The organism is Ruixingdingia sedimenti (genome assembly GCF_031432425.1).
Classification (GTDB): Bacteria; Pseudomonadota; Alphaproteobacteria; order Rhodobacterales; family Rhodobacteraceae; genus Ruixingdingia; species Ruixingdingia sedimenti.
The window spans coordinates 88,747-115,031 of sequence record NZ_JAVKPH010000007.1; the positions used below are offsets into that span (position 1 = coordinate 88,747).

The window sequence follows — 26,285 nt, forward strand, 5'->3', positions numbered from 1 at the left end:
CGGGGCCGCCATCCATCAACACCAAGGGAGAGAGACCATGAAGAACCTTCTGCTCGGCGCGGCGCTGTTGCCCGCCATGACCTGGGCCGCCGGCGCCGATACCTATCAGGCGACCAACTGGATGGCCCCGGCCCATATCCTGAACGAATTCCCCTACCAGCAGTTCGCCAAGGACGTGGCAGAGGCCACCGACGGCGCGATGACCTTCGAGGTCTATTCCTCGGGCGCGCTGGTGCCGGCGCCGACGACGATGCAGGGCATCGCGGATGGCGTGGCGCAGATGGGCATCGTCTATCCGCCCTACACGCCCTCGGAACTGCCGCTGAACAACACCGTCAACGACCTGGCCTTCGTCGCCAAGGACGACATGGCGGCGGCCTTCGCCTACACGGAACTGGGCCTGACCAACCCGGCGGTCAAGGCCGAATGGTCCAAGAACGGCGGCCTGTTCGCCGGCGGCTATTCGACGCCCTTCTACAACTTCATCTGCATGGCGGAAATCGTCTCGCCCAAGGATGTGTCGGGCAAGAAGGTGCGCGTGGCAGGCACGGCGCAGACCGAATGGATCCAATCGCTCGGCGGCGTGCCGGTTTCGGTGCCGATCGGCGACGTCTATTCGGGGCTGGAACGCGGCTCGATCGACTGCACGCTGTCGGATGCCACCAACCTCGACAAGGGCAACAAGTTCTGGGAGGTCGCCAAGACCGTGAACACCCTGCCCCAGGGCGTGGTCGTGGGCGCAACCTATGTGTTCAACAAGGACTTCTGGAAAGGGCTGGAACCGGCACAGCGCCGCACCCTTCTGGACAACGTGGCGCTCGGCCTCGCGCGGTCGCAGGTCGCCTATCATGTCGGCGTCGAGGCGGCCCTTGCCGGGTCGAAGGAACGCGGCCTGAACGTGACCGAACCGACGCAGGAAATGAAAGACACCCTCGCCGCCTTCCAGGCGCAGGTGGCCGAAAAACTGCCCGCCAAGGCGATGGCCGAACGCGGCATCGAGGATCCGACCGAGGTGCTGAACCAGTTCATCGAACTGGAAGCGAAATGGCAGGGTCTGGTGGCCGATGTGGACCGCACGGATGCCGATGCCGTCGCCGCGATCCTCAAGGCGAACCTCTACGACAAGATCGACGAGAACACCTTCGGTCTTGAATAAGACCATCCCGGCCGGGCCACGCGCCCGGCCGGATCCTTCCCTCCCTGAAAGAGACCATGATGAAACGACTGCTGCTTGCGGCCAGCGTGCTGCCCTTCACCACCTTTGCGGCGCTGGCCGACATGTATCAGGCGACCAACTGGATGGCGCCCTCGCATATCCTGAACGCGGTAGCCTACGAGCCCTTCGCCAAGGAAATCGCCGAGGCGACCGCCAACCGGGTGGAATTCGAGATCTATTCCTCGGGCTCGCTGGTTCCGGCGCCGACGACGTTGCAGGCGATCGGCGATGGCGTGGCGCAACTGGGGATCGTCGCTGCCTCCTACACGCCGTCCGAACTGCCGCTGTCGGGCGTGATCAACGATCTCGCCTTCCTGGCGCGCGACGATTATGCCGCCGCCTTCGCGCTGGCGGAAATCGGCGTGCTGAACCCCGAACTGATCGGGGAATACACCCGCCACAACGCCATCTTCCTCGGCGGCTATTCGACGCCGATCTACAACTTCTTCTGCATGAAGCCGATTTCCGACCCGGCGTCGGTGCAGGGCCTCAAGATCCGCACCGCGGGCACGGCGCAGAACGAATGGATCGCCTTCCTCGGCGGTATCCCGGTCGCGGTGCCGATGACGGATGTGTATACGGGGCTGGAACGCGGCTCGCTCGACTGCACGCTGTCGGATCCGACGAACCTCGAATTCGGCTACAAGTTCTGGGAAATCGTCAAGCATGTGAACCGGCTGCCGCAGGGTTCCTCGCTCGGCGCGACCTATGTGCTGAACAAGGACTTCTGGGCCGCGCTGTCGACCGAGGACCGCCGCGCGATCCTCGACCTGACCGGCAAGGCGCTGGCGCGGGCGCAGGTCGCCTATCACCAGGGCGTGGATTCGGCGCTGAAGGGTTCGGCCGAACGCGGCATCGACATCGCGGAACCGCATGAAGCGATGGAAGCCAGGCTGAAGGAATTCCAGGACGGCATGGTGGCCGGTCTTGCCAAGCGCACGATGGATCAGCGCGGCATCGCCGACCCGACCCCGATCATCGAGGAATACATCGCCCTGACGCAGAAATGGTCCGCGCTGCTGGAAGGCGTCGACCGCAACGATGTGGATGCGCTGGCGAAACTGGTGCACGATGAAATCTACGCCAAGGTCGATGCCGCGACCTTCGGCCTGAACTGACCCAGGCGCCCGCGCAGAACCCCCTGCGCGGGCTTTCCGATTCGGGCCGGAAGGCCCCTGATGGTGATCCATGACCTCCCAACCGCTTCCCACCGCAATCGTCACCGGCGCCGGCCAGGGCATCGGCCGCGCCATCGCACACCGCCTTGCCGATGACGGATTCGCCGTCATCGTGGCCGATCTCGGCGCCGCGGGCGCGCAGGAAACCGTCCGCCAGTTGCAGGAACAGGGCCACAGCGCCCGCGCCGTGGTGCTGGACATCACCGACCCGGCGGCGACACAGGCGCTGATCGACGGGGCGGAAAACCTGCGCGTGCTGGTCAACAATGCCGGGATCTTCAACACCCGCGATTTCGACAAGCTGACCGCAGACGATTTCCGCAGGATGTACGAGGTCAACCTGGTCGCCATGTTCACGCTGTGCCAGCAGGCGGCGCGCGTGCTGCCGGAAGGCGGGCGGATCGTCAACCTCGCCTCGCGCGCGGCCTTCGGGGCGCGGAACTATGCGCATTACGTGGCCTCCAAGGCGGGTGTCGCGGGCTTCACCAAGGCATTGGCGCTGGAACTGGCGGAAAAGCAGATCACCGTGAACGCGGTCGCGCCGGGCGTGATCGTGACCGACATGCTGCTGGAACGCGCCGAGGGGCTGGAGGGGCTGCGGGTGCAGCAACCCTCGGGCAAACTGGGCGCGCCCGAACATATCGCGCATGCGGTGGCTCTCTTTGCCGATCCGCGGGCGGAATATATCACCGGTCAGGTGCTGATCGTGGACGGCGGGCGTTCCGTCGGCGGCACCGCGGCGTTCTGAGGGGGGGCGAGATGCTTGAACCGACCAATCTGAACGGCCGCACCGCCATCGTCACCGGCGCGGGCCAGGGCATCGGCGCGGCCATCGCCGAGGCGCTGTTGGCTGCCGGTGCGCATGTGCTGGCCGTGGACCGCGAGGCCGCGGGCATCGCCGCACTGGCCGCCCGGCCCGACGTCACCCCCGTGCAGGGCGATGTGACCGATCCCGCCGTGACAGAGACGCTTTCTGCCGCGCTCGACAAGGCGGGCCGGCGGCTCGACATCCTCGTCAACAACGCCGGCATCGCGCGGGGCGCCCATGCGCTGGATACCAGCGACGAGGATTTCACCCGCTATTTCGACGTCAACGTCCTTGGCCTTTTCCGCCTGTCGCGGTGGGCCGTGGGGCGGATGATGCGCACCGGCGGCGGCGCCATCGTCAACACCGCCTCGATCTTCGGCATGATCGGCGCGCAGAATTCCTGCGGCTATTCGGCCTCCAAGGCGGCGGTGATCGGGCTGACGCGGCAGATGGCGAACGATTTCGGCCCCAACGGGATCCGCGTCAACGCCGTCGCCCCCGGCCTGATCGAAACGCCCCTGACCGCCGAACGCATCCAGACAGAGGCATGGCGGCGCCATCAGATGATCGACGGCGCCCCCCTGCGCCGCGTCGGCAAGCCCGAGGATGTGGCCCGCGCCGTGCGGTTCCTCGCCTCGGACGAATCGTCCTTCATCACCGGCCAGGTTCTGGCGGTGGACGGGGGCTGGGCCGTTGGCCGTTATCCGCGCGAAGAGGCAATCCATGTCCCGGCCTGAATCCCCCGACCTGCCCGATAGCTGCGACCTGCTGGTCGTCGGTTCCGGCGCCGCCGGCATGGCGGCTGCGATTTCGGCCCGCCACCACGGGCTGAACCCGGTCATCATCGAGAAATCCGAATATTTCGGCGGATCGACGGCCGTCTCGGGCGGCGCGATCTGGGTGCCCGGCAACCCCATCGCCGCCGCCGCCGGCATGACCGACAGCCGCGAGGCCGCCCGCCGCTATATCCAGGGCGAGGCGGGCAATCTTTTCAACCCCGAACTGGTCGATGCCTTCCTCGACAAGGGGCCGGAGGCCATCGGCTTTTTCCACGAAAAGACCGCGCTGAAGATGACGCACCGGGTGTTTTCGCCCGACTACCATTCGGACGCCGAGGGCGCGGCCGAGGGGGGCCGGTCCGTCGATGCGCTGGACTATGACGGCAAGAAACTGGGCAAGAACCTCTACCGCATGCGCCCGCCCTACGCCGATTTCACCATCCTCGGCGGCATGCCTCTGGGGCGGCCCGACATCTACCACTTCCTGCGCATGGCGCGGTCGGCCAAGTCGGCGGTCTATGCGACGAAGATCATCGCGAAATACGCGCTCGACCGGCTGAGCTGGGGGCGCAACACGCGGCTGGTGATGGGCGCCGCAGTCTCTGGCCGGCTGGCAGAGACGGTTTTCGCGCTGAACATCCCGCTGTGCACCGGGCACGAACTGATCCGGCTGGTGCAGGACGACACCGGCCGCGTGACGGGGGCAGAGGTCAAGGGACCCAGGGGCCTGCGCCGGATCACCGCGCGCAAGGGCGTGGTGCTGGCGGCGGGCGGCTACCCGCACGACACCGCCCGCCGGGCGCAGACCTTCGACCACGTGAAACGCGGCCTGCCGCATTATTCCATGTCGCCCACGGGCGGCACCGGCGGCGCGATCGCGGCGGCAGAGGCCGCCGGCGCGGCCTTTGTGGAAACCAATTCCAACGGCGGCTTCTGGACGCCGGTGTCGCTGCTGCCCAACCCGGACGGCACCAAACGGCCCTTCCCGCATCTTTTCCTCGACCGCGCCAAGCCGGGGGTGATCGCGGTCGGCCATGACGGCGCGCGGTTCGTCAACGAGGCGTCGAGCTACCACGATTTCGTGCAGGGCCTGATCGCGAAACTGCTGGCCGAAGGCCAACGGTCCGCCTGGCTGGTCGCCGATCACCGCGCCGTCCGCCGCTATGGCCTGGGCGCGGCGCATGCGTTTCCGGCAAGGATCGGCAAGCATATCGCCAGCGGCTACCTGAAACGCGACACGACGGTGGAGGGTCTGGCCCGCCAATGCGGGATCGACCCGCAGGCGCTGGCCCGCACCATCGCGGGCTTCAACACCGATGCCGCGCGGGGCGAGGATCCGGCCTTCGGCAAGGGCTCGACCAGCTATCAACGCTATCTGGGCGATGCCGAAAACCAGCCGAACCCCTGCCTGCGTCCGCTACAGGGCCCGTTCTACGCGATAGAGATCTATCCGGGCGACATCGGCACCTCGATGGGCCTCGACATCACCGGCAAGGGCGAGGTCAAGGACCGCGCGGGCAACGTCATCCAGGGTCTCTATGCCTGCGGAAACGACGTGAACTCGATCATGTCGGGGTCTTATCCGGGGCCGGGGATCACGCTCGGCCCGGCGCTGGCGTTCGGCTATGTCATCGGCCAGACGGCCGCAGACGCCTGAAAAAGCCACGGCCCCCACGCCTGACGCGCGGGGGCCGGAATGTCAGCGCCCGGCCCCGGCCGGCGCGGCATGCGCCGGGATCACCCGGCCCGCACAATCCCCGAAACCGATCCGATAGCCCGCGCCCTGCGCAAAGCCGCGCATGACCAGCAGGTCGCCGTCCTCGAGGAAGCTGCGGGTGCCGCCCGCGATCTCCATCGGTTCCTTCCCGCCCCAGCTGAGTTCCAGCATGCTGCCGCGGTTTTCCCGCTGCGGGCCGGAAATCGTACCCGAACCCAGCAGATCCCCCGCCGACATCGGACAGCCCGAGGTCGTGTGATGGCACAATTGCTGCGCGGCGGAATAATACATCTCGCGATAGTTGGTGCGGCTGATGATGGTTTCCGTCCCGCCCTTGGGCGTCAGGCCGACCTCCAGCTGGATGTCATAGAGCATCGGGCCGGGTTCCTGCAGATGCGGCAGCAACGGCACCTCGCGTTCCGGGGTGGACACGCGGAAGGGTTCCAGCGCCGCCGCAGTGACGATCCAGGGCGAAATCGTGGTCGCCGTCGCCTTGGCCTGGAAGGGGCCGAGCGGCTGGTATTCCCACGCCTGAATGTCGCGCGCGGACCAGTCGTTCAACAGCACATAGCCGAAGATCATCCGGTCCGCCTCTGCCACCGACACCATGCCCTCGGACGGCGTACCGACGACCGCGCCCATTTCCAGTTCGAAATCGAACCGGCGCGAGGGGGCGAAGATCGGCATCTGGTGTTCGGGCGATTTCAGTTGCCCCCAGGGGCGGCGCACATCCTCGCCCGACACCACGATCGAGGACGCGCGGCCGTTGTAGCCGATGGGGATATGCAGCCAGTTCGGCGGCAGCGCATTCGCCGGGTCGCGGAACATCGAGCCCACGTTGAACGCATGATGCTTGCCGGCATAGAAATCGGTGTATTCCGCCACCAGGAAGGGCAGATGCATTTCCGCCTCTGCCAGCGGTACCAGATGGCGGGCAACCTCGTCGCGTTCCGCCGCACCCTCGGCCAGCAGGGCGGTCAGCCGCGCGCGCAGTTGCGCCCAGACCTCCGGCCCGGCCTCCATCACCTCGTTCCAGAACGGCACGTCCAGCAGGGGCGCGCCCGGCAGATCGACCAGCCCCGCATCCTCGCAGGCGGCGAGATCCAGCACGAAATCCCCGATGGCGACACCGCAGCGCGGCTCTTCGCCCGGACGCGAGAACACGCCATAGGGCAGGTTGTTCAGCGGAAACGACCCCTCGGGCGCATTCGCGCTTTCGACCCATGACCGAAGCAATGCCATGCCGTTTTCCTATCCTTTCAGCTTGTCATCCGGTGGAACCGGGGCATCGCGCCCGGGCCCCTTGTTTCCTGCACGCCGTCGCGCCCGTTGTCGAGCCCCGCATCCGCGGGCCGCAGCGGCGCGGCCATAGTTGTTGCAAATGCAATGAAGTCAAGGTTGAATGCGCCCGATTTCTGGTGAAGAAGCTGTGAGATCACAGGTTTTGACGGATCCCCGCCGATGGCACCTTTCGTGCTCGATGACTTTCTGCCCTATCGCCTCGTCGTCGCCGCCGGGCGCGTCAGCCGGGCGTTCGAACGCCGCTACATGGCCGAGGCCGGGATTTCCGTCCCCGAATGGCGGGTGATGGCACATCTGTCGCAGGAAGGCGAAGTGTCGGTGCGCGAGATCGAGGCGCGGGTGGACATGGAAAAATCCAAGGTCAGCCGCGCGGCCTCGCGGCTGGAAGAACAGGGGCTGGTGGTCAAGCTCGCCAATCCCGGGGACCGGCGGCTGGTGTCGCTGTCGCTGACCCCCAAGGGGCGGGCGGTGATGGACCGGCTGATCCCGCTGGCGGCGGAATTCCAGGCCGAACTGCGCGCCCTTCTGGGCCCCGATGCGAAAGGGTTCGAGGCGGGGCTGACCGCGATCCTGAAAAGCAGGCTATGACGGCCCGCCGCGGTATTCGTAAAGCACCGCAGACATGTCGTCGGTGAACTCTCCGCTTCCCGTGAAACGCTCGATCTCCCACATCAGCGCATCCAGAAAGGCATCGCCCGGAACGGCGGCATTGCGGCGGACCAGATCGGCCAGCCCCTCTTCGCCCATTTCCGCACCATCCGGGCCGGTGCATTCCGTCAGCCCGTCCGACATCAGCAACAGCCGGTCGCCCGGGCGCAGGCGCAGTTCCACCCGTTCGTATTGCGCGCCGGGGATCAGGCCCACCGGCATGCCGCCCTGCCCCACGCGCGCCACCGACCCGTCCGCCCCCAGCAGGATCGGATGCGGATGGCCCGCCTGCACCAGCGCCACCTTGCCGGATACCACATCGGCGTCGGCATAGATGCAGGTCAGGTACTGATCCACCTGCACCACATCCAGCAGCATCCGGTTCAGCCGCGCCGCCACCATTTCCGGCGGCCAGGTATCCACCGCCCCGCCACCATCGAGCGCCAATGCGATATTGCCATCCGGCGCGGCGCTGGACAGCATGCCCGCCAGCCGCGCCGCCAGCATGGCCGAGGCCACGCCATGCCCCGACACATCCACCGCAAAGAACGCCAGCCGCCGGGGGTTCAACTGGAAATACCCCACCAGATCGCCCCCCACATGCCCCGAGGGCCGCAACAGCAGCGAAATCGCCGCCGTCCCCAGATCGCGGTGCCGGTCGCGCACCAGCGATTGTTGCAGCTTGCGCGCCTCGATCAGGTCGCGGTCGAGCGAATCGTAGATGCCCTGCAATTCCGTCAGGGTGGTGGACAGAAGCCGGTTCTTCTGCGCCAGTTCGCGCTGCATGCCGAGGATGCGCTCGCCGGCCTGGATCCGCGCGCGCAGTTCGTCCGGGTCGACGGGTTTGGACAGAAAATCGTCCGCCCCCACGCCGAGGCCCTGCGCCACCTCGTCCTTTTCGCTTTTGGAGGTCAGGAGGATGAAATAGCCGTAGCTGTCGCGCGGAAGGGCGCGGAAGGCGTGGCAGAATTCCAGCCCCGACATGCCCGGCATCATCCAGTCCGACAGCACGATGTCGAACGCCGCCGCACGGCAAAGGTCGAGCGCCTCTTCGCCCGACCCGGCCTCTGTCACCTGATAGCCCCACCGGGCAAGCGACGCCTGCAGGATGCGCCGCTGCGCGCGGCTGTCATCCACGACCAGCACGCGCCCCGATACCTGCGGGACCGATACGCTTGTACTGCCGATACCCTCCACCATCGTCCCCGTACCTTCACACCTGCGCCGCACCTTCCGCCGCGGAACTTAACGGCAGGTGAAACATCAAATTGCACGCGTCACGCCCGGGCGGGCTTACCAACGCTTAACCGCCGCGGGCCAGACTGGTCACAGGTGCAAGACGGGGGGCGCATGATGCTGGACCAGAACCGGATCGAGGCCCTGCGGGCAGAGGTCGGCGCGGCGGGGTTCGACGAGGTGGTGGACCTGTTCCTGGAAGAGGTGGAAGAGGCGATGGCCCGCCTGCGCGCCGGGTCCGATGCGGCGGCGCTGGAACGGGATCTGCATTACCTCAAGGGGCTGGCGCTGAACCTCGGCTTTCGCCATCTCAGCGCCTTGTGCCAGCAGGGCGAACGCGCCGCCGCCCGGCACGCCCCGGTGGATGTGGCGGCGGTTCTGGCCAGCTATGCCGCCTCGCGCCGGAAGTTTCTGGCGTTGGTGCAGCGGGCCAGGTGATCAGATCAGGAATTCGGCCAGCAGTTCGTCGGTGGTGATGTCGCGCCACGTGAAACCGGCAGAATCGAGCCGCGCCAGAAGGGTGGTGAAATTCTCGGGCCGCGTCGTCTCTATCCCCAGAAGGATGGAGCCGAAGTTGCGCGCCGACCGCTTGAGGTATTCGAACCGCGCGATGTCATCGTCGGGGCCGAGGATGTTGAGGAATTCGCGCAGGGCGCCGGGGCGCTGCGGCATGCGCAGGATGAAGTATTTCTTCACCCCCGAATGGCGCATCGCGCGTTCCTTGACCTCTGGCAGCCGCTCGAAATCGAAATTGCCGCCCGAGGTGACGCAGACCACCGTCTTGCCGCGGATCTGGTCGCGCAGGTCGCGCAGCGCGTCGATGGACAGCGCGCCGGCGGGTTCCAGCACCACCCCTTCGACGTTCAGCATGTCGAGCATGGTGACGCAGATCCGGTCCTCGGGCGCGGCGATCACATGCGCGGGGTCGGCGCCGCGCAGGGTGGCGAAGGTCAGCTCGCCGATCCGCGCCACGGCGGCGCCATCCACGAAACTGTCCACCCGGGGCAGCGTCACCGGCGCACCGGCGGCCAGCGCGGCGGCAAGGCTCATACCGCCGAGAGGTTCGACATAGCGCAAAGCGGTATCCGGCGCGGCGCAGCCAAGATACCGCGTGATCCCCGCCGACAGCCCGCCGCCGCCCACCGGCACCACCACCATGTCGGGCGCGCGGCCAAGCTGTTCGAGCATTTCCACCCCCACGCTCGCCTGCCCCTCGATCACGTCGGGGTCGTCGAAGGGCGACAGGAAGAACGCCCCCGCCCGGCGGCAATGCGCCTGCGCGGCGGCCAGCGTGTGGTCGAAATAGTCGCCGGTCAGCACGATTTCCACCGCATCGCCGCCAAAGGCGCGGGTCTTGTCGATCTTCTGCTGCGGCGTCGTCACCGGCATGAAGATCGTCCCCTTCACCCCGAAATGACGGCACGCATAGGCCACGCCCTGCGCATGGTTGCCCGCGCTGGCGCAGATGAAATGCCGCTGTTCGGGATGCGCCGCGCGCACCTTGCGCATGGCGTTGAAGGCGCCGCGGATCTTGTAGCTGCGCACGGGGCTCAGATCCTCACGCTTGAGCCAGATGTCGGCGCCGTAGCGGTTGGACAGATAGTCGTTGCGCAGAAGCGGCGTTTCCGGGAACAGTTCCCGCAGCGCCCCGGTCGCCTGCCGCGCCCCGTCGCAGAAAGAATCGCCCGACATGCCTGCCCCCGTTCTGTCCCTCTGCGGGGGGATAGCGGCGTGCGCCGGGGGATACAAGGGCGCGCCGGGCCGCACCCCCGCGGGCGGGCTTGTCCGGTTGGGGAAAACAGACTAGACCCGCCCGGTATTTTCGCTGACGGAGCACCGCATGTCCGCGCCCAAGAAAGTCGTGCTTGCCTATTCGGGCGGCCTCGATACCTCGATCATCCTCAAATGGCTGCAAACCGAATACGGCTGCGAGGTGATCACCTTCACCGCCGACCTCGGCCAGGGCGAGGAACTGGAGCCCGCGCGCCAGAAGGCGCTGATGCTGGGCATCAAGGAAGAGAACATCCACATCGTCGACGTGCGCGAGGAATTCGTGCGCGACTTCGTGTTCCCGATGTTCCGGGCCAATGCGGTCTACGAGGGGCTGTATCTTCTGGGCACCTCGATCGCGCGGCCGCTGATTTCCAAGCATCTGGTCGAGATCGCGCACCGCCACGGCGCCGATGCCGTGGCCCATGGCGCGACCGGCAAGGGCAACGACCAGGTGCGGTTCGAGTTGTCGGCCTATGCGCTGGACCCCTCGATCCGCGTCATCGCGCCGTGGCGGGAATGGGATCTGACCAGCCGCACCAAGCTGATCGAATTCGCCGAGGCGAACCAGATCCCGATCGCCAAGGACAAGCGGGGCGAGGCGCCGTTTTCCGTGGACGCGAACCTGCTGCACACCAGCAGCGAGGGCAAGGCGCTGGAAAACCCGGCCGAGGAAGCGCCCGATTACGTCTACCAGCGCACGGTGGCGCCCGAGGATGCCCCCGACACCCCGGAATATATCGAGGTCGCCTTTGAAAAGGGCGATGCCGTGGCGATCAACGGTCAGGCGATGAGCCCGGCCACGATCCTGACCGCGCTGAACGACTATGGCGGGCGGCACGGGATCGGGCGGCTCGATTTCGTGGAAAACCGCTTTGTCGGGATGAAATCGCGCGGCATCTACGAAACCCCCGGCGGCACCATCCTGCTGGAGGCCCATCGCGGGATCGAACAAATCACGCTCGACGCCGGCGCGGGGCATCTGAAAGACAGCCTGATGCCGCGCTATGCCGAACTGATCTACAACGGCTTCTGGTTCAGCCCCGAACGCGAGATGCTTCAGGCCCTGATCGACAAGAGCCAAGAACATGTGACCGGCACGGTGCGGTTGAAGCTTTACAAGGGTTCGGTGCATTGCGTGGGGCGGTGGTCGGACCACTCGCTCTACAGCGAAAAGCATGTGACCTTCGAGGAAGACGCGGGCGCCTACGACCAGAAGGACGCCGCCGGCTTCATCCGCCTGAACGCGCTACGGCTGAAACTGATCGCGACGCGCAATGCGCGGGTGGCGAAGAAGGGCTGATCTGTTCGCTGAATGTTTCACGTGAAACGGGCCGCGCAGGGCTTTCTGCGCGGCCTTTTCCATGGCCTGACGCCACGCCACGCTTGCCATGCCGCAGCGCGGCGATACCCTGCGCGAAACAGGGGGACCGCATGGCACTGGAAGACATCGCCGCAGGCATCCGCAGCGCGCTGGAAGGCAAGACCTTCACCGGCAGCCTCAAATTCGATTGCGGCGATGCCGGGGTGCTGGTGATGGCCGACAACACTGCCACGACGAAAGACCGCGAAACCGACTGCACCATCCGCATCAGCGAGGAAAATCTGGTCAGCCTGCTGAAAGGCAGGCTGAACCCGATGCTGGCGATGGCCACCGGCAAGCTGAAACTGTCGGGCAATCCGGCGGTGGCGATGGCGCTGGTGAAGCTGATCGGCTAGGCGAATCACCCCATCTTGCAGGCCGCCATCACGGCCATGTTCAGGATGTCGTTCACCGTCGCCGTGGTGGTGCAGATCTGGATCGGTTTCTTCACGCCGGTCAGAATCGGCCCGATGACCGTGGCCCCCGCCATTTCCTGCATCAGCTTGACCGAGATCGAGGCCGAATGCCGCGCCGGCACCACAAGGATGTTGGCGGGCCCGGTCAGGCGGCAGAAGGGATACTGCGCCATCACCTCGGGGTTCAGCGCCACGTCCACCGTCATCTCGCCCTCATACTCGAAATCCACCTTCATGCGGTCCAGCACCCCCGGCGCCTTGTGCATCTTGATCGCACGTTCCGAAATCGGATAGCCGAAGGTGGAAAAGCTGACGAAGGCCACCCGGGGATCAAGCCCCAGATTGCGGGCCACGGCGGCGGCGCGGATCGCGATGGTGGCCAGATCTTCCGGTTCGGGCCATTCCTGCACCAGCGTGTCGGCGATCAGCACGATGCGCCCCTTGTACAGCAGCGCCGTCACCCCCACCGCCCCGTCCGCCGCGGTGGCGTCGAACACATGGTTGATCAGGTTCAGCACATGCGCCGACTTGCGCGTGGCCCCGGTGACAAGCCCGTCACCATGCCCATGCGCCAGCATCAGCGCCGAAAACACATGCCGGTCCCGCGCCGCCAGCCGGTGCACATCCTGCCGGTCGAACCCCTGCCGCTGCAAACGGCGGTAAAGGAAATCCTTGTACGTATCCAGGTGCCGGGTGTTGGCGGCGTTCACCACCTCCAGCTCGCGCACCGCGTCGGGCAGGCCCGCGAGTTCCAGCTTTTCGCGCACATCCGGCTCTCGCCCCACCACCAGCGCCTTGCCCAGGCCCGCGCGCTGATAGGCGACCGCCGCGCGCAGCACGCGCACGTCGTCGCCCTCGGCAAAGATCATCCGGGCCTGCGCGGCGCGGGCGCGGGCGTGGATGCCTTGCAGGATGCTCGCCGTCGGGTCCATGCGGGCCTTCAGGCTCTGTTCATAGGCTTTCAGGTCGATGATCGGGCGGCGGGCCACACCGGTATCCATCCCGGCCTTGGCCACTGCCGGCGGGATGACATAGATCAGCCGCGGGTCGAAGGGCGTGGGGATGATGTAGTCGCGCCCGAAGGACAGTTTCCGGCCATAGGCCATCGCCACCTCGTCCGGCACATCCTCGCGCGCCAGCCGGGCCAGCGCCTGCGCGCAGGCGATCTTCATCTCGTCATTGATCGCCCGGGCGTGGATATCCAGCGCCCCGCGGAACAGGTACGGAAACCCGAGGACGTTGTTCACCTGATTGGGATAGTCCGACCGCCCGGTGGCCACGATGGCGTCGGCGCGGATGGCATGCGCCTCTTCCGGCGTGATTTCCGGGTCGGGGTTCGCCATGGCGAAGATCACCGGGTTCTCGGCCATGCTGGCCACCATCGCCGCCGTCACCGCACCCCGCGCCGACACGCCCAGAAACACATCCGCCCCGCGCATCGCGTCTTCCAGCGTGCGGGCATCGGTATGGGCGGCATGGGCCGATTTCCACTGGTTCATGCCCTCGGTACGGCCCTGGTAGATGACCCCCTTGGTATCGCACATGATGCAGTTGTCATGCCGCGCGCCCATCGCCTTGACCAGTTCCAGACAGGCGATCCCGGCGGCCCCCGCGCCGTTGAGCACGATCTTCACATCCCCGATCTTCTTGCCCGACAGTTCCAGCGCATTGATCAGCCCCGCCGCACAGATCACCGCGGTGCCGTGCTGGTCGTCGTGGAACACGGGGATGTCGCAGATCTCTTTCAGCCGCTGCTCGACGATGAAGCATTCGGGCGCCTTGATGTCTTCAAGGTTGATGCCGCCGAAGGTGGGGGCCATCAGGCGGACGGCCTGGATGATCTCTTCCGGGTCCTCGGTGTCCAGCTCGATGTCGATGGCGTTCACATCCGCGAACCGCTTGAACAGGACCGCCTTGCCCTCCATCACCGGTTTGGAGGCCAGCGCGCCGAGGTTCCCCATCCCGAGGATCGAGGTGCCGTTCGACACCACCGCCACCATGTTGCCCTTGACCGTATAGTCGTAGACCGTTTCCGGGTTGTCGGCGATCGCCTGCACCGGCACGGCCACCCCGGGCGAATAGGCAAGGCTCAGATCGCGCTGCGTCGCCATCGGGGTCGAGGCGATGATCTCGTATTTCCCCGGCTTCGGTTCGAGATGATAGGCGAGTGCTTCTTCCGGGGTAATCTTTGTTTTCGACATCAGCGTTTTCCTTTGCGATTCTTGCGTAATAGCGCCTCGAAACGCAATTGCCAACCGGCCACAATCGCCTTTTCCACCCGCCCGCGGTTCGCTAGGGTCTGCCCCGATCATGGGGGGCAGAGGTGAGCGAAGAAACCGTCACGCCGATGATGGCGCAGTATCTGGACATCAAGGCGCAGCATCGCGATGCGATCCTGTTCTACCGGATGGGCGACTTCTACGAAATGTTCTTCGACGATGCCGTCGCCGCGGCAGAGGCGCTGGACATCGCGCTGACCAAGCGCGGCCAGCATCTGGGGCAGGACATCCCGATGTGCGGCGTGCCCGTGGTGCGGGGCGAGGAATACCTGCTGGCGCTGATCCGCAAGGGTTTTCGCGTCGCCATCGCCGAACAGATGGAAGATCCGGCAGAGGCGAAGAAGCGCGGGTCCAAATCCGTCGTGCGGCGCGAGGTCGTGCGCCTCGTCACCCCCGGCACGCTGACCGAGGAAACCCTGCTCGATGCCCGGCGGCACAACTTCCTCGCCGCCTGGGCGCAGGTGCGCGACGACGCCGCGCTGGCCTGGGTGGACATCTCGACGGGCGAATTCCGCGTCACCCCCTGCCCCGCGCCGCGGCTTGGCCCCGAACTGGCGCGGCTGGCCCCGCGCGAGGTGCTGCTGAGCGAGACCGCAGGCGAGGATCTGGCCGGAATAGTGACGGATCACGCCGCCACGCCCACCCTGTTGGGCCGGGCGAGTTTCGACAGCGCGGCGGCGGAAAAGCGGCTCTGCACCCTGTGGAATGTGACGACGCTGGAAGGGTTCGGCAGCTATGGCCGGGCCGAACTGGCCGCCATGGGGGCGATTGCCGATTATCTGGACCTGACGCAGCGCGGCAAGCTGCCCCTGCTGCGCCCGCCGGTGCGCGAAACGGCCGCCAGCGCGATGCAGATCGACGCCGCGACCCGCCGCAACCTTGAAATCACGGCCAGCCTGTCGGGGGGGCGTGAGGGCTCGCTTCTGGCCGCCATCGACATGACGGTAACGGCGGCGGGCGGGCGGCTGCTGGAACGGCGGCTGGCCAGCCCCGCGCGCGATCTGGCGGTGATCCGCGCTCGGCACGATGCGCTGCGCTTTCTGCTGGATAACCGCCGTCTGGCAGAGGATCTGCGCGCCGCCCTGCGCCGTGTGCCCGACATGGACCGCGCGCTGTCGCGGCTGGCGCTGGACCGGGGCGGGCCCCGCGATCTGGCCGCGATCCGCGCCGGGCTGGAACAGGCGGGCGCGATCGCCGCGCAGATCGGGGCCGGGGCGCCGGCGGTGCTGGCAGAGGCCACCGTGGCGCTGCAAGGCCACGAAGGGCTGGCGCAGAGCCTGTCGGACGCGCTGGTGCCCGAACCGCCACTGCTGGTCCGCGACGGCAATTTCATCGCCCCGGGGCATGACGGCGAACTGGACGAAACCCGCGCGCTGCGCGATCAGGGCCGGGGCGTGATCGCGCGTATGCAGGCGGATTACGCCGCGCAGACCGGCATCGGCAGCCTGAAGATCAAGCACAACAACGTGCTTGGCTATTTCATCGAAACCACCGCCACCCATGCCGAAAAGATGCGCGCACCGCCGCTGTCGGAACGGTTCATCCACCGGCAGACGACGGCCAATCAGGTCCGCTTCACCACGCTGGAACTGTCGGATCTGGAAACCCGCATCCTCAACGCCGCCAACCACGCGCTGGACATCGAAAAACGGCTCTATGAGTGCCTGAAGGCGCTGGTTCTGGACCATGCCGGGCCCATCGGCCTTGCCGCCCGCGCGCTGGCCGAAATCGACCTGGCCGCCGCGCTGGCCGAACTGGCGGCGGCAGAGGACTGGTGCGAGCCGGTGGTGGACGACAGCCATGCCTTCGAGGTCGAGGGCGGCCGCCACCCGGTGGTGGAACGCGCCCTGCGCCGCACCGGCACGCCCTTCGTGGCCAACGACTGCGCGCTGACGGATGGCGGAACACCGGCGATCTGGCTGCTGACCGGGCCGAACATGGCGGGCAAATCCACCTTCCTGCGCCAGAACGCGCTGATCGCCTTGCTGGCGCAGGCGGGCAGTTTCGTGCCCGCGCGCCGGGCGCGGATCGGGCTGGTCAGCCAGTTGTTCAGCCGCGTGGGCGCGGCGGACGACCTTGCCCGCGGGCGGTCGACCTTCATGGTCGAAATGGTCGAAACCGCCGGGATCCTCAATCAGGCCGACGACCGCGCGCTGGTGATCCTGGACGAGATCGGGCGGGGCACGGCGACCTATGACGGGCTGTCGATCGCCTGGGCGGTGCTGGAACATCTGCACGACACGAACCGCTGCCGCGCGCTGTTCGCCACGCATTACCATGAAATGACGGCGCTGGCCGGCAAGCTGCCGGGGGTCGAAAACGCCACCGTCAGCGTGAAGGAATGGCAGGGCGAGGTCATCTTTCTGCACGAGGTCCGCAAGGGCGCGGCGGATCGGTCCTATGGCGTGCAGGTGGCGCGGCTGGCGGGCCTGCCGCAGGCGGTGGTGGACCGCGCCCGCGTGGTGCTGGAGGCGCTGGAAAAGGGCGAACGCGAGGGCGGCGGCGCGCGCCCCAAGGCGCTGATCGACGACCTGCCCCTGTTCGCGGCCAGCCCCCCGCCCACCCCGCCACGGGCGGCCCCGCAGCCCTCGGCGGTGGAAGAGCGCCTGCGCGACGTGCATCCCGACACGCTGACGCCGCTGGAGGCGCTGCAACTGGTCTATGACCTGCGGGGGCTGCTGTAGGGTGCGCAGGCTGCGCACCCTGCGCACCCTGCGGTTCAGGCCGTCATGGAGGACACGCCGACCTGCGCCGGGCGCAACAGCCGGTCGTGCAGCATGAAACCGTTCACCATCACCTGAATGATCTGGCCCGCAGTGGTGCCGGGCACCGGGGCCTCGAACATCGCCTCGTGCTGCTGCGGGTCGAACATGTCGCCGACCTTGGGCACGATCACCTTGACCCCGTGGCGGGAAAAGACGTTTTCCAGCTCGCGCAGCGTCAGTTCCACCCCCTCGATCAGTCCGTTGGCGGCGGTGCGCTGGTCGTCGGTCACGGCATCCAGCGCGCGGCGCAGGTTGTCATGCACCGGCAGCAGATCCCGCGCCAGCCGCGAACCGCCGTATTGTTCGGCCTCGCGCCGGTCGCGCTCGCCGCGCTTGCGGCTGTTCTCGGCATCCGCCAGCGCGCGCATGTAGCGGTCGCGCAACTCGTCGCGTTCGGCGCGCAGCGCCTCGATCGCGTCGGCCTCTGCCGGGTTCGCCGCGCCCTCTGCCTGATCCTGGGTCATGTCGTCCTTCTTGTCTTCGTCCGCTTGCATCGCTTCATCCCTTGTGCCGGTCGGAAATCAGCCGTCCGACCAACTGGGCGGTGTAATCGACGATCGGCACGATGCGCCCGTAGTTGAGCCGCGTCGGGCCGATCACGCCGACTGCACCGACGATCTTCCGTTCGGCGTTCATATAGGGGGAAACCACCAGAGAGGAACCCGTCAGCGAAAAAAGCTTGTTTTCCGATCCGATGAAGATCCGCACACCCTCGCCGTCCTCGGTGAGTTCGAGGAATTCGGCGATGTCGCGCTTGCGTTCCAGATCGTCGAAAAGGGTGCGGATGCGGTCCAGTTCCGCGCCCGTATCGGCATCGGGCAAAAGGTTCGCCTGCCCCCGCACGATCAGCCGTTCATGCGGCTGGCCGGCATGTTCCCAGACCGCAAAGCCGCTTTCGACCAGTTCGCGCGCCAGACTGTCGATTTCCTGCCGCCGCAGCGCGACCTCTGCCGCGATATGGCGGCGCAGGTCCGACAGGCTCCGCCCCTCTACCAGGGCGTTGAGGAAATTCGCCGCCTCGCGCATGGACGAGGGCGTCTGGCCGGGCGGCGGGGTGAACACGCGGTTTTCCACATGGCCGTCGGTGAACACCAGCACCACCAGCGCGCGGTCGGGGGCGAGGCTGACGAATTCGATATGCCGCACCGTCGCCTCGTGCTTGGGCGCCAGCACGAGGCTCGCCCCCCGCGTCAGCGCCGACAGCGTGGCGCCGATATGGTCGAGCATCGAGGCCACGTCGCGGTCGTTCACGCCGAGGGTCGAATCGATCCTTTCGCGGTCGGTCTCGTCGAGGTTCTCGACCTCCAGCAACCCGTCCACGAACATCCGCAGCCCCAGTTGCGTCGGCACCCGCCCGGCGGACACATGCGGACTGTCCAGCAGGCCGAGGTATTCCAGATCCTGCATCACGTTGCGGATCGTCGCCGCCGACACCTTTTCCGACATGCTGCGCGTCAGCGTGCGCGAGCCCACGGGATCGCCGGAGGACAGATAGCCCTCGACCACGCGCCGGAAAACCTCGCGGCTGCGGTCGTTCATTTCGGTCAGGATCTTGGTTCGGTCGTTCATCGCGTCCATTCCCCGGGGGGCTGCTGACATTAAAGTGCCGCATCCGGCAACGTCAATCGGGGTTGCGCCAAAGGGTCGCGCGGGCGTATCTGGCGACGTTCTGCGGAAAGGATCGAACATGCGCCCTTCGGGTCGGAAACTTGCACAGATGCGTCCGGTGTCCATCGAGACCGGGGTGGTGAAACACGCCGAGGGGTCGTGCCTGATCAAGATGGGGGACACGCATGTGTTGTGCACCGCCTCTGTCGAGGAAAAGACCCCGCCCTTCCTGAAAGGCACGGGTCTGGGCTGGGTGACGGCGGAATACGGCATGCTGCCGCGCGCCACCAACACCCGCAACCGGCGCGAGGCCGCGGCAGGCCGCCAGCAGGGCCGCACGATCGAGATCCAGCGCCTGATCGGCCGCGCGCTGCGCGCCGGCGTGGACCGCGTGGCGCTTGGCGAAAAACAGATCGTGATCGACTGTGATGTCATTCAGGCCGACGGCGGCACCCGTTGCGCCGCGATCACCGGGGGCTGGGTGGCGCTGCGGCTGGCGACGCAGAAGATGCTCGCGGCGCGCACGATCCTGACCGATCCGATCATGGATCACGTCGCGGCGGTGTCCTGCGGGATCTACGGCGGCCAGCCGGTGCTGGATCTGGACTATCTGGAGGACAGCGCGGCGGGCACGGACGGGAACTTCATCCTGACCGGCGCGGGGCGGCTGGTCGAGGTGCAGATGTCGGCCGAGGGCGCGACCTTTTCGCGGGCCGAGATGGACAACCTTCTGACCTTGGCAGAGGCGGGGATCGCGGAACTGGTGGCGGCCCAACGGGCGGCGGTGGCATGACACGGCGGTTCGACGGCGACAGGCTGGTGGTGGCGACCCACAACCGCGGCAAGCTGGAAGAAATCGCGAAGCTGCTGGAGCCCTTCGCCGTCACCGTCCTGTCGGCGGCGGATTTCGGCCTGCCGGAACCGGCAGAGACCGAGACGACCTTTGCCGGTAACGCCCGGATCAAGGCCCATGCGGCGGCCAAGGCCACCGGGCTGGTGGCGCTGGCCGACGATTCGGGGCTGGAAATCGACGCGCTTGGCGGCGCACCGGGGGTCTATACCGCGGATTGGGCGGAAACCCCTGAGGGGCGGGATTTCGTGATGGCGATGACCCGCGTTTGGGCAGAGCTGGAGACGATTTCGGCGCCGGAACCCCGACGCGCCCGGTTCCGCTGCACGCTGGTGCTGGCTTGGCCCGACGGCCATGACGAGGTGTTCGAAGGCGCCATCGAGGGCCGCGTCACCTGGCCCATGCGGGGCGATCAGGGGCATGGCTATGACCCGATCTTCCAGCCCGAAGGGTATGAACAGACATTCGCGGAAATGGACCGCTGGCAGAAGAACGAGATGAGCCACCGCGGGCGGGCATTCCAGAAGATGGTCGCCGCCGCCTTTGCCTGAGGAGGGCAGCATGAAACGCATCAGCACCGGATCCCCGTTCGAGGCCGCCCTGGGCTATTCCCGCGCGGTGGTGAAGGGCGATTTCTGCTTCGTTTCCGGCGTCACCGGCTATGATTACGCCACCATGCAGATCCCCGAAGATGCCGTCGAACAGGCGCGCAACTGCTTTGCCACCATCGCCGGGGTGCTGGAACAGGCCGGGTTCGCGATGGGCGATATCGTGCGGGTGCAATACACGCTGACCGATGCCGCGCTGGTGGATGTGGTGGCGCCGGTTCTGGGCGCGGTTTTGGGCGAGGTGCGGCCTGCGGCGACGATGGTGATTGCGGGTCTGATCAAGCCGGAAATGAAGATCGAGATCGAAGTCACGGCGATGCGGGGCTAGGGCGTGGAAGACTGGCGCAACGGCGGGTTCGGGCTGTATATCCACTGGCCATTTTGCGTCTCTAAATGCCCGTATTGTGACTTTAACAGCCATGTCGCGGCCCGGATCGACCAGCGGCGCTGGCAGGACGCATACCTACGTGAAATAGACCGGATCGGGGCGGAAACGCGCGGGCGGCGGCTGGATACGGTGTTCTTCGGCGGGGGTACGCCCTCACTGATGGCCCCCCAGGTTGTAGCCGCGATACTGGAGCGCGTGCGGCGGACATGGCCGCTGGCGAACGATCTGGAAGTGACGCTGGAGGCGAACCCCGGCACGGTGGAGGCAGCGCGGTTTCGCGGGTTTCGTGAGGCGGGTGTCAACAGGATTTCCATTGGAATTCAGGCACTTGATGATGAATCCTTGCGTCTTTTGGGGCGGCTGCACAGCGCCGGGGAAGGTCGGCGGGCCATCGGCATCGCGCAGGATCTGTTCGAAAGGGTCAGTTTCGACCTGATCTATGCGCGGCAGAACCAGAGCGCCGAGGACTGGCAGGCGGAACTGCGCGCGGCGCTGGCGATCGGGACGGATCACCTGTCACTTTACCAGCTAACGATCGAAGACGGCACGGCTTTCGGCGACCGTTTTGCCCGCGGGCGGCTGCCCGGCCTGCCGACAGAGACTGTTTCGGCGGAAATGTACGAAATCACGCAGGAAATCTGCGATGCGGCGGGACTGCCGGCCTATGAGATTTCCAACCATGCGCGGCCCGGGGCAGAGTCGCGGCACAATATCATCTACTGGAACGGCGGGGATTATGCCGGGGTCGGGCCCGGGGCGCATGGGCGGTTGACCCTGGACGGTGCGCGATGGGCGACCGAAACCCTGCGCGCGCCGGGCGCCTGGCTGGAGGCGGTGGAGCAACGCGGCAATGGCGAAACGCCGCGCGAGGCGGTTCCGGCGGATGCGCAGGGGTATGAGTATCTGATGATGGGCCTGCGCCGGGATACAGGTGTATCTATGGCGCGGCTGGCGGCGATTCTGGGCGTGGTACCGGATCTGCCGCGGCTGGCGGGGCTGGAAGAACTGGACCTGTTGCAGCGCGAAGGCGATAGCCTGCGCGCGACGCGGCACGGGCGGATGGTGCTGAACAGCCTGCTGGCGGAATTGCTGACGGATGCGAATTTCTGACCGCGGTTGCGGTCAGATCTGGGTATCGCGGCTGATCGCCGACAGCACGTTGCAGAGCCGGTCGAGGTCATCGAAACGGTTGTAGCGGATGCTGATGATGCCCGCTTCGCTGCCCGGTTCGTGGGTGATTTTCACCGACATGCCCAGATTAGCGGACAGATCGGCCTCCAACGCACGGGTATCGGCGTCTTTTTCCTCGGCCGGGTTGCGGCGGCGGGGGGCGCTGCCTGGGGATTCGGCGGCTTTTCCGGCCTGCGCGAGGCGCTCGGCCTCTCGCACCGTCAGTCCCTCGCGAATGATCCGCTGCGCCATGGCCAGCGGTTCGGGCGCGCCGATCAGGGTGCGGGCATGGCCGGCGGAAAGCGCGCCGTCACGCAAGAGGCCAAGCACCTCGTCAGGTAGTTGCAGCAGGCGCATGGCGTTGGCGACATGGCTGCGGCTTTTGCCGAGGGCCTCGGCAATGCGTTCCTGGGTATGGCCGAAACGGTCGATCAACTGGCGATAGCCGAGCGCCTCTTCCACCGGATTGAGATCGGCACGCTGGATGTTCTCGATGATCGCGACTTCCAGCACCTCCGTGTCGGAATAGTCGCGGACGACGACCGGAACCTCATGCAGCTTCGCCATCTGCGCGGCGCGCCAGCGGCGTTCGCCGGCGACGATCTGATAACCCTCGCCTTCCGGCTGGCGGCGGACGATCAGCGGCTGGATCACGCCATGTTCGCGGATGGACTGGGCCAGTTCTTCAAGCCCTTCCGGGTCGAAATCGCGCCGGGGCTGGCCCGGGTTGGGGGCCAGCGCCTCGATCGGCAGGTTGCGGTCGGCGGGCCGGGGGCGATCCGCCGCCTCTGCCGGGCGGTCGGCGGCAACATCGGCCATGAGGGAAGAAAGACCCCGGGCGAGGCCGCGGCGTTCCGGCTTGCGATCGTTCATGCGTTCCTCCGGTCAGGCCTGTTGAAGGCGGCGATGGCGCGCCAGGAATTCCTCGGCCAGCGCGCGATAGGCACTGCTGCCCTTGGACTGCGAATCATAGGCGAGGATCGGCAGCGCATGCGAGGGCGCCTCGCTGATGCGGACGTTGCGGGGGATCACGGTGGTGAACACCAGCGTGCCGAGCGTATCGCGCACATCGGTTTCCACCTGTTGCGACAAGCGGTTGCGGCCGTCGAACATGGTGAGCAGCACGCCTTCGATCCGCAGCGCGGGGTTGGCGGCGGCGCGGACCTCGCGGATGGTGAGCATCAGCTGCGACAGGCCTTCAAGCGCGAAAAACTCGCTCTGCAACGGGATGAGGACCGAATCGGCCGCCACCATTGCGTTGATCGTCAAAAGGCTGAGCGAGGGCGGGCAGTCGATCAGGATCAGGTCGAAACGATAGCGCGACAGCGCCGCGGGCGACAGCGCATCGCGCAGCAGGAAGCTCCGCTTTTCGTTCGCCACCAGATCGAGATCGGCCGAGGACAGGTCGGTCGTGGCCGGGGCGATCCAGATATTTTCGGCGTTGGTGGGGCGGATGACCGATTCGGGTTCGGCATCCTCGATCAGCAGGTCATAGGTCGTCATCCCGCGTTCCGACTGCGGCACCCCGAAGCCGGTGGAGGCATTGCCCTGCGGGTCGAGATCCACCAGCAACACGCGCAGGCCCCGTTCCGCCAGCGCGGCGGAAAAGTTGATCGCGGTCGTGGTCTTGCCCACCCCCCCCTTCTGGTTGGCGATCGCGATCACGCGCGGGGCGGCGGGGCTGATCGGGTCAGACATGGGTGAGGTTCCGAAGTTCCAGGATGACGGCCTTGGGGTCAGTGATACTCGGATGCGCGGTCGAGGTGAACCGCCAGTCTGCCGCGGCCTCTGCCAATTCCTGTTGATAACCCGCACCTTTGGGCAAAAGTGCGATGGTCTGCGGGGCCGCGTGCAGGGCGATGAGGGGCAGAAGGCGGGGCAGCGGCGCCAGCGCACGGGCGGAAATCACGTCAGCGGCCAATGGCCGGGTCGATTCGGCGCGGGTGGTGAGAATCACCGGGTTCAGGCCAAGTTGCCGGGATGATTCGGCCAGAAAGGTGGCCTTGCGCTGATCGCTTTCCACCAACGTCACGCGGGTTTGCGGGCTGTCCTGCGCCAGCAACACCGCGATAATGATACCGGGAAAGCCCCCGCCGCTGCCGAGGTCGGCCCAATGCGCGATATCGTCGCGGGCGTGGCCCAAGATCTGCGCCGAATCGAGGATATGGCGGTGCCAGAGATGCGGCAGCGTGCTTTTCGCCACCAGGTTGATGGCGGGGTTCCATCTGTGAACCAGCGCGGCGAACGCTTCCAACCGCGCAAATGTTTCACGTGAAACATCCCGGCCAAGAGCGGCGGTAAACTCCTCAAGGGTCATGCCCTTGCCTTCGCCTTCTGCGCGTTGCGGATATGGGCGAGGATCAGCGTCAGTGCCGCCGGTGTCATCCCCTCGATCCGCCCCGCCTGGCCGAGCGTTTCGGGTCGCACGCGGTTCAGCTTCAGCTTCAGTTCCGTGGACAGGCCGGACAGCGCACCGTAATCGAAATCCACCGGAATCCGCTGATTTTCATCCCGCGCCACAGCCTCTATCTGCTGCAACTGGCGCGGCAGATAAGCGGCGTAGATCGCGTCGCTGCGCAGCTGATCCAGAATCGCAACGGGGATCTCGTTCAACCCTAGCACCAACGGTTTCAGCGCCTCGGGATCGGTATCGGTAAAAGCCAGTAGATCCAGCGCGCTGCGTCGCTGGCCATCCTGATTCACCGGGATACCGTGCTGTTGCAATTGCTTCGGGGTGAACCGATCCGCGCTCAACGTGGCGCGGGCCGCCTCCAACCGTTCCATTTTGGCCTCGAACTGCCGTTGCCGGTCGGCGCCGACACAGCCGATCTCTACCCCCAAGGGCGTCAGGCGCTGGTCGGCATTGTCTGCCCGCAGATGCAACCGGAACTCCGCGCGCGAGGTGAACATGCGATAGGGCTCCGTCACCCCGCGGGTCGTCAGGTCATCCACCAGCACGCCCGTATAGGCGTTCGTGCGGCTCAACTGCACCTCATCCCGGCCCAGAACCGCCGCCGCAGCATTAAGCCCCGCCAGCAGACCCTGCGCCCCGGCCTCTTCATAACCCGTGGTCCCGTTGATCTGACCCGCGAAATAGAGCCCGGACAGCGCCCGCACCTCCAACCCCAAGGTCAGCCCCCGCGGGTCGAAGTAATCATATTCGATGGCATAGCCGGGTTGCAGGATCTCCACCCGCTCCAGCCCCCGGATGGAACGCACGTAATCCAGTTGCACCACCGCAGGCAGCGAGGTGGAAATCCCGTTTGGGTAGATAACATCGTTCGTCAGGCTTTCCGGTTCCAGAAACACCTGATGCGTCGTCTTGTCCGCGAACCGCACCACCTTGTCCTCGATCGAGGGGCAATAGCGCGGGCCGACGCCCTCAATATGCCCGCCGTACATCGCGGACAGATGGAGATTCTCGCGAATCACCTCATGCGTGCGCTCGTTGGTATGGGCGATGCCGCAGGATACCTGCCGCGCAATCGGCGCATCCGACAGGAAGGACAACATGACCGGCGCGTCATCGCCCGGCTGCACCTCCAATACCGACCAGTCGATGGTGCGCCCGTCCAGCCGTGGCGGGGTACCCGTTTTCAGCCGCCCAACGCCAAGCTCCAACCCCGCCAGCCGCCGTGCCAAGGGCTGCGAGGCCGGATCACCGACCCGCCCGCCGGGCCGCCGCTCGGCCCCCACATGGATCACACCGTTGAGAAACGTCCCCGTGGTCAGCACCACCGCCTGCGCCGTGACCTCTGCCCCGTCGCCCAGAACCACCCCGGCCACCCGGCCATCGCGAATCAGCAGGTCGCTGACCTCACCCTCCAGCAGGTCGAGATTGTCCTGAGCCCGCAGGATCCGCTGCACCGCGTCCCGATACAACGCCCGGTCCATTTGCGCCCGGGGCCCCTGCACCGCCGGCCCCTTGCGGCGGTTCAACAGGCGATACTGGATCCCCGCCATATCCGCCGCCCGCGCCATCACACCATCCAGCGCGTCGATCTCGCGCACCAGATGACCCTTGCCGAGGCCCCCGATAGCCGGGTTGCAGGACATCACCCCGATGGTGTCGATCTTCATCGTCACCAGACAGGTGCGCGCACCCATCCGCGCCGCCGCCGCCGCGGCCTCGGTCCCCGCATGCCCGCCGCCGACCACCAGCACCTGATATTGTTTCACGTGAA

24 protein-coding genes are annotated in these 26,285 nt (G+C 66.6%); 14 read left to right on the forward strand and 10 right to left on the reverse strand.

Features of this window, described 5'->3' with window-relative positions; translation table 11 throughout:
• The first annotated feature begins 37 nt into the window (after positions 1–37).
• The 5 genes from RGD00_RS08495 (at position 38) to RGD00_RS08515 (ending at position 5,638) form a co-directional block, all read left to right on the forward strand.
• On the forward strand, positions 38–1,156 hold the full coding sequence (locus RGD00_RS08495; RefSeq protein ID WP_310456884.1) for a C4-dicarboxylate TRAP transporter substrate-binding protein: 1,119 nt from the start codon (positions 38–40) through the stop codon (positions 1,154–1,156).
• A gap of 59 nt (positions 1,157–1,215) precedes the next feature.
• Positions 1,216–2,334 (forward strand): C4-dicarboxylate TRAP transporter substrate-binding protein, encoded by a 1,119-nt coding sequence (locus RGD00_RS08500; protein ID WP_310456885.1) that lies wholly within the window; start codon positions 1,216–1,218, stop codon positions 2,332–2,334.
• A gap of 70 nt (positions 2,335–2,404) precedes the next feature.
• Positions 2,405–3,142 (forward strand): SDR family NAD(P)-dependent oxidoreductase, encoded by a 738-nt coding sequence (locus RGD00_RS08505; RefSeq protein WP_310456886.1) that lies wholly within the window; start codon positions 2,405–2,407, stop codon positions 3,140–3,142.
• 11 nt (positions 3,143–3,153) lie between these two features.
• Entirely contained in the window at positions 3,154–3,939 is a 786-nt protein-coding gene (locus RGD00_RS08510) for an SDR family NAD(P)-dependent oxidoreductase (protein WP_310456887.1), read from the forward strand.
• Entirely contained in the window at positions 3,926–5,638 is a 1,713-nt protein-coding gene (locus RGD00_RS08515) for an FAD-binding protein (RefSeq protein ID WP_310456888.1), read from the forward strand. Before RGD00_RS08510 ends, RGD00_RS08515 begins: the two co-directional genes overlap by 14 nt.
• A gap of 42 nt (positions 5,639–5,680) precedes the next feature.
• Here RGD00_RS08515 and fahA read toward each other — a convergent pair whose 3' ends face one another.
• Entirely contained in the window at positions 5,681–6,940 is a 1,260-nt protein-coding gene (gene fahA, locus RGD00_RS08520) for a fumarylacetoacetase (protein WP_310456889.1), read from the reverse strand.
• Positions 6,941–7,159: 219 nt separating this feature from the next.
• Between fahA and RGD00_RS08525 the strand changes: the two genes are divergently transcribed.
• Entirely contained in the window at positions 7,160–7,588 is a 429-nt protein-coding gene (locus tag RGD00_RS08525) for a MarR family winged helix-turn-helix transcriptional regulator (protein ID WP_310456890.1), read from the forward strand.
• On the opposite strand, the gene RGD00_RS08530 is transcribed toward RGD00_RS08525, so the two are convergent.
• Positions 7,583–8,848 carry a PP2C family protein-serine/threonine phosphatase gene (locus RGD00_RS08530; protein ID WP_310456891.1) on the reverse strand — a complete coding sequence of 422 codons (1,266 nt, stop codon included), beginning with the start codon at positions 8,846–8,848 and terminating at the stop codon, positions 7,583–7,585. The genes RGD00_RS08525 and RGD00_RS08530 overlap by 6 nt on opposite strands.
• A gap of 153 nt (positions 8,849–9,001) precedes the next feature.
• On the opposite strand from RGD00_RS08530, the gene RGD00_RS08535 reads away from it, so the two are divergent.
• Positions 9,002–9,322, forward strand: coding sequence for an Hpt domain-containing protein (locus RGD00_RS08535; RefSeq protein WP_310456892.1), 321 nt, complete (start codon positions 9,002–9,004; stop codon positions 9,320–9,322).
• Here the strand turns inward: RGD00_RS08535 and ilvA are convergent, their stop codons facing one another.
• On the reverse strand, positions 9,323–10,576 hold the full coding sequence (gene ilvA / locus RGD00_RS08540) for a threonine ammonia-lyase IlvA (RefSeq protein WP_310456893.1): 1,254 nt from the start codon (positions 10,574–10,576) through the stop codon (positions 9,323–9,325).
• A gap of 148 nt (positions 10,577–10,724) precedes the next feature.
• Between ilvA and RGD00_RS08545 the strand changes: the two genes are divergently transcribed.
• The gene (locus tag RGD00_RS08545) at positions 10,725–11,957 is read left to right on the forward strand and encodes an argininosuccinate synthase (protein ID WP_310456894.1); all 1,233 of its coding nucleotides are present in this window, start codon (positions 10,725–10,727) and stop codon (positions 11,955–11,957) included.
• Between the two features lie 131 nt (positions 11,958–12,088).
• Positions 12,089–12,373 (forward strand): SCP2 sterol-binding domain-containing protein, encoded by a 285-nt coding sequence (locus tag RGD00_RS08550; protein WP_310456895.1) that lies wholly within the window; start codon positions 12,089–12,091, stop codon positions 12,371–12,373.
• A gap of 5 nt (positions 12,374–12,378) precedes the next feature.
• Here RGD00_RS08550 and RGD00_RS08555 read toward each other — a convergent pair whose 3' ends face one another.
• Positions 12,379–14,634: an NADP-dependent malic enzyme gene (locus RGD00_RS08555; RefSeq protein ID WP_310456896.1), complete on the reverse strand. Its 2,256-nt coding sequence runs from the start codon at positions 14,632–14,634 to the stop codon at positions 12,379–12,381.
• Positions 14,635–14,780: 146 nt separating this feature from the next.
• On the opposite strand from RGD00_RS08555, the gene mutS reads away from it, so the two are divergent.
• Positions 14,781–17,396 carry a DNA mismatch repair protein MutS gene (mutS, locus tag RGD00_RS08560; protein WP_310456974.1) on the forward strand — a complete coding sequence of 872 codons (2,616 nt, stop codon included), beginning with the start codon at positions 14,781–14,783 and terminating at the stop codon, positions 17,394–17,396.
• Between the two features lie 35 nt (positions 17,397–17,431).
• On the opposite strand, the gene RGD00_RS08565 is transcribed toward mutS, so the two are convergent.
• Positions 17,432–17,971: a nucleotide exchange factor GrpE gene (locus RGD00_RS08565; protein ID WP_425603394.1), complete on the reverse strand. Its 540-nt coding sequence runs from the start codon at positions 17,969–17,971 to the stop codon at positions 17,432–17,434.
• A 4-nt stretch (positions 17,972–17,975) separates the two neighbouring features.
• A complete protein-coding gene (gene hrcA / locus RGD00_RS08570) occupies positions 17,976–19,046 on the reverse strand; it encodes a heat-inducible transcriptional repressor HrcA (RefSeq protein ID WP_310456897.1) in 1,071 nt (356 codons plus the stop codon).
• A gap of 118 nt (positions 19,047–19,164) precedes the next feature.
• Between hrcA and rph the strand changes: the two genes are divergently transcribed.
• The 4 genes from rph to hemW are packed head-to-tail and all read left to right on the forward strand — an operon-like array spanning position 19,165 to position 22,041.
• A complete protein-coding gene (rph, locus tag RGD00_RS08575) occupies positions 19,165–19,878 on the forward strand; it encodes a ribonuclease PH (RefSeq protein ID WP_310456898.1) in 714 nt (237 codons plus the stop codon).
• Entirely contained in the window at positions 19,875–20,486 is a 612-nt protein-coding gene (rdgB, locus tag RGD00_RS08580) for an RdgB/HAM1 family non-canonical purine NTP pyrophosphatase (RefSeq protein WP_310456899.1), read from the forward strand. The genes rph and rdgB overlap by 4 nt, the downstream gene beginning before the upstream one ends.
• A 10-nt stretch (positions 20,487–20,496) precedes the next feature.
• On the forward strand, positions 20,497–20,871 hold the full coding sequence (locus RGD00_RS08585) for a RidA family protein (RefSeq protein WP_310456900.1): 375 nt from the start codon (positions 20,497–20,499) through the stop codon (positions 20,869–20,871).
• Positions 20,872–20,874: 3 nt separating this feature from the next.
• Positions 20,875–22,041, forward strand: a complete 1,167-nt coding sequence (gene hemW, locus RGD00_RS08590; RefSeq protein WP_310456901.1) for a radical SAM family heme chaperone HemW — start codon at positions 20,875–20,877, stop codon at positions 22,039–22,041.
• A 12-nt stretch (positions 22,042–22,053) separates the two neighbouring features.
• On the opposite strand, the gene RGD00_RS08595 is transcribed toward hemW, so the two are convergent.
• The 4 genes from RGD00_RS08595 to mnmG are packed head-to-tail and all read right to left on the reverse strand — an operon-like array spanning position 22,054 to position 26,280.
• Positions 22,054–22,974 carry a ParB/RepB/Spo0J family partition protein gene (locus RGD00_RS08595; protein WP_310456902.1) on the reverse strand — a complete coding sequence of 307 codons (921 nt, stop codon included), beginning with the start codon at positions 22,972–22,974 and terminating at the stop codon, positions 22,054–22,056.
• A 12-nt stretch (positions 22,975–22,986) separates the two neighbouring features.
• Positions 22,987–23,799 carry a ParA family protein gene (locus tag RGD00_RS08600; protein WP_310456903.1) on the reverse strand — a complete coding sequence of 271 codons (813 nt, stop codon included), beginning with the start codon at positions 23,797–23,799 and terminating at the stop codon, positions 22,987–22,989.
• The gene (gene rsmG, locus RGD00_RS08605) at positions 23,792–24,418 is read right to left on the reverse strand and encodes a 16S rRNA (guanine(527)-N(7))-methyltransferase RsmG (RefSeq protein ID WP_310456904.1); all 627 of its coding nucleotides are present in this window, start codon (positions 24,416–24,418) and stop codon (positions 23,792–23,794) included. Before rsmG ends, RGD00_RS08600 begins: the two co-directional genes overlap by 8 nt.
• Positions 24,415–26,280: a tRNA uridine-5-carboxymethylaminomethyl(34) synthesis enzyme MnmG gene (mnmG, locus tag RGD00_RS08610; protein WP_310456905.1), complete on the reverse strand. Its 1,866-nt coding sequence runs from the start codon at positions 26,278–26,280 to the stop codon at positions 24,415–24,417. Before mnmG ends, rsmG begins: the two co-directional genes overlap by 4 nt.
• Positions 26,281–26,285: the final 5 nt, after the last annotated feature.

Bases quoted from the DNA above. Each gene is read 5' to 3' on its own strand.
- RGD00_RS08585 (WP_310456900.1), top strand. From the start codon at position 20,497: ATGAAACGCATCAGCACCGGATCCCCGTTCGAGGCCGCCCTGGGCTAT.
- RGD00_RS08535 (WP_310456892.1), top strand. From the start codon at position 9,002: ATGCTGGACCAGAACCGGATCGAGGCCCTGCGGGCAGAGGTCGGCGCG.
- RGD00_RS08565 (WP_425603394.1), bottom strand. From the start codon at position 17,971: ATGCAAGCGGACGAAGACAAGAAGGACGACATGACCCAGGATCAGGCA.
- RGD00_RS08595 (WP_310456902.1), bottom strand. From the start codon at position 22,974: ATGAACGATCGCAAGCCGGAACGCCGCGGCCTCGCCCGGGGTCTTTCT.
- ilvA (WP_310456893.1), bottom strand. From the start codon at position 10,576: ATGTCGGGCGATTCTTTCTGCGACGGGGCGCGGCAGGCGACCGGGGCG.
- RGD00_RS08555 (WP_310456896.1), bottom strand. From the start codon at position 14,634: ATGTCGAAAACAAAGATTACCCCGGAAGAAGCACTCGCCTATCATCTC.
- rsmG (WP_310456904.1), bottom strand. From the start codon at position 24,418: ATGACCCTTGAGGAGTTTACCGCCGCTCTTGGCCGGGATGTTTCACGT.
- RGD00_RS08515 (WP_310456888.1), top strand. From the start codon at position 3,926: ATGTCCCGGCCTGAATCCCCCGACCTGCCCGATAGCTGCGACCTGCTG.
- RGD00_RS08550 (WP_310456895.1), top strand. From the start codon at position 12,089: ATGGCACTGGAAGACATCGCCGCAGGCATCCGCAGCGCGCTGGAAGGC.
- rdgB (WP_310456899.1), top strand. From the start codon at position 19,875: ATGACACGGCGGTTCGACGGCGACAGGCTGGTGGTGGCGACCCACAAC.
- RGD00_RS08525 (WP_310456890.1), top strand. From the start codon at position 7,160: ATGGCACCTTTCGTGCTCGATGACTTTCTGCCCTATCGCCTCGTCGTC.
- RGD00_RS08495 (WP_310456884.1), top strand. From the start codon at position 38: ATGAAGAACCTTCTGCTCGGCGCGGCGCTGTTGCCCGCCATGACCTGG.
- RGD00_RS08505 (WP_310456886.1), top strand. From the start codon at position 2,405: ATGACCTCCCAACCGCTTCCCACCGCAATCGTCACCGGCGCCGGCCAG.
- RGD00_RS08510 (WP_310456887.1), top strand. From the start codon at position 3,154: ATGCTTGAACCGACCAATCTGAACGGCCGCACCGCCATCGTCACCGGC.
- hrcA (WP_310456897.1), bottom strand. From the start codon at position 19,046: ATGAACGACCGAACCAAGATCCTGACCGAAATGAACGACCGCAGCCGC.
- RGD00_RS08545 (WP_310456894.1), top strand. From the start codon at position 10,725: ATGTCCGCGCCCAAGAAAGTCGTGCTTGCCTATTCGGGCGGCCTCGAT.
- RGD00_RS08500 (WP_310456885.1), top strand. From the start codon at position 1,216: ATGAAACGACTGCTGCTTGCGGCCAGCGTGCTGCCCTTCACCACCTTT.
- RGD00_RS08530 (WP_310456891.1), bottom strand. From the start codon at position 8,848: ATGGTGGAGGGTATCGGCAGTACAAGCGTATCGGTCCCGCAGGTATCG.
- fahA (WP_310456889.1), bottom strand. From the start codon at position 6,940: ATGGCATTGCTTCGGTCATGGGTCGAAAGCGCGAATGCGCCCGAGGGG.
- RGD00_RS08600 (WP_310456903.1), bottom strand. From the start codon at position 23,799: ATGTCTGACCCGATCAGCCCCGCCGCCCCGCGCGTGATCGCGATCGCC.
- mutS (WP_310456974.1), top strand. From the start codon at position 14,781: ATGATGGCGCAGTATCTGGACATCAAGGCGCAGCATCGCGATGCGATC.
- rph (WP_310456898.1), top strand. From the start codon at position 19,165: ATGCGCCCTTCGGGTCGGAAACTTGCACAGATGCGTCCGGTGTCCATC.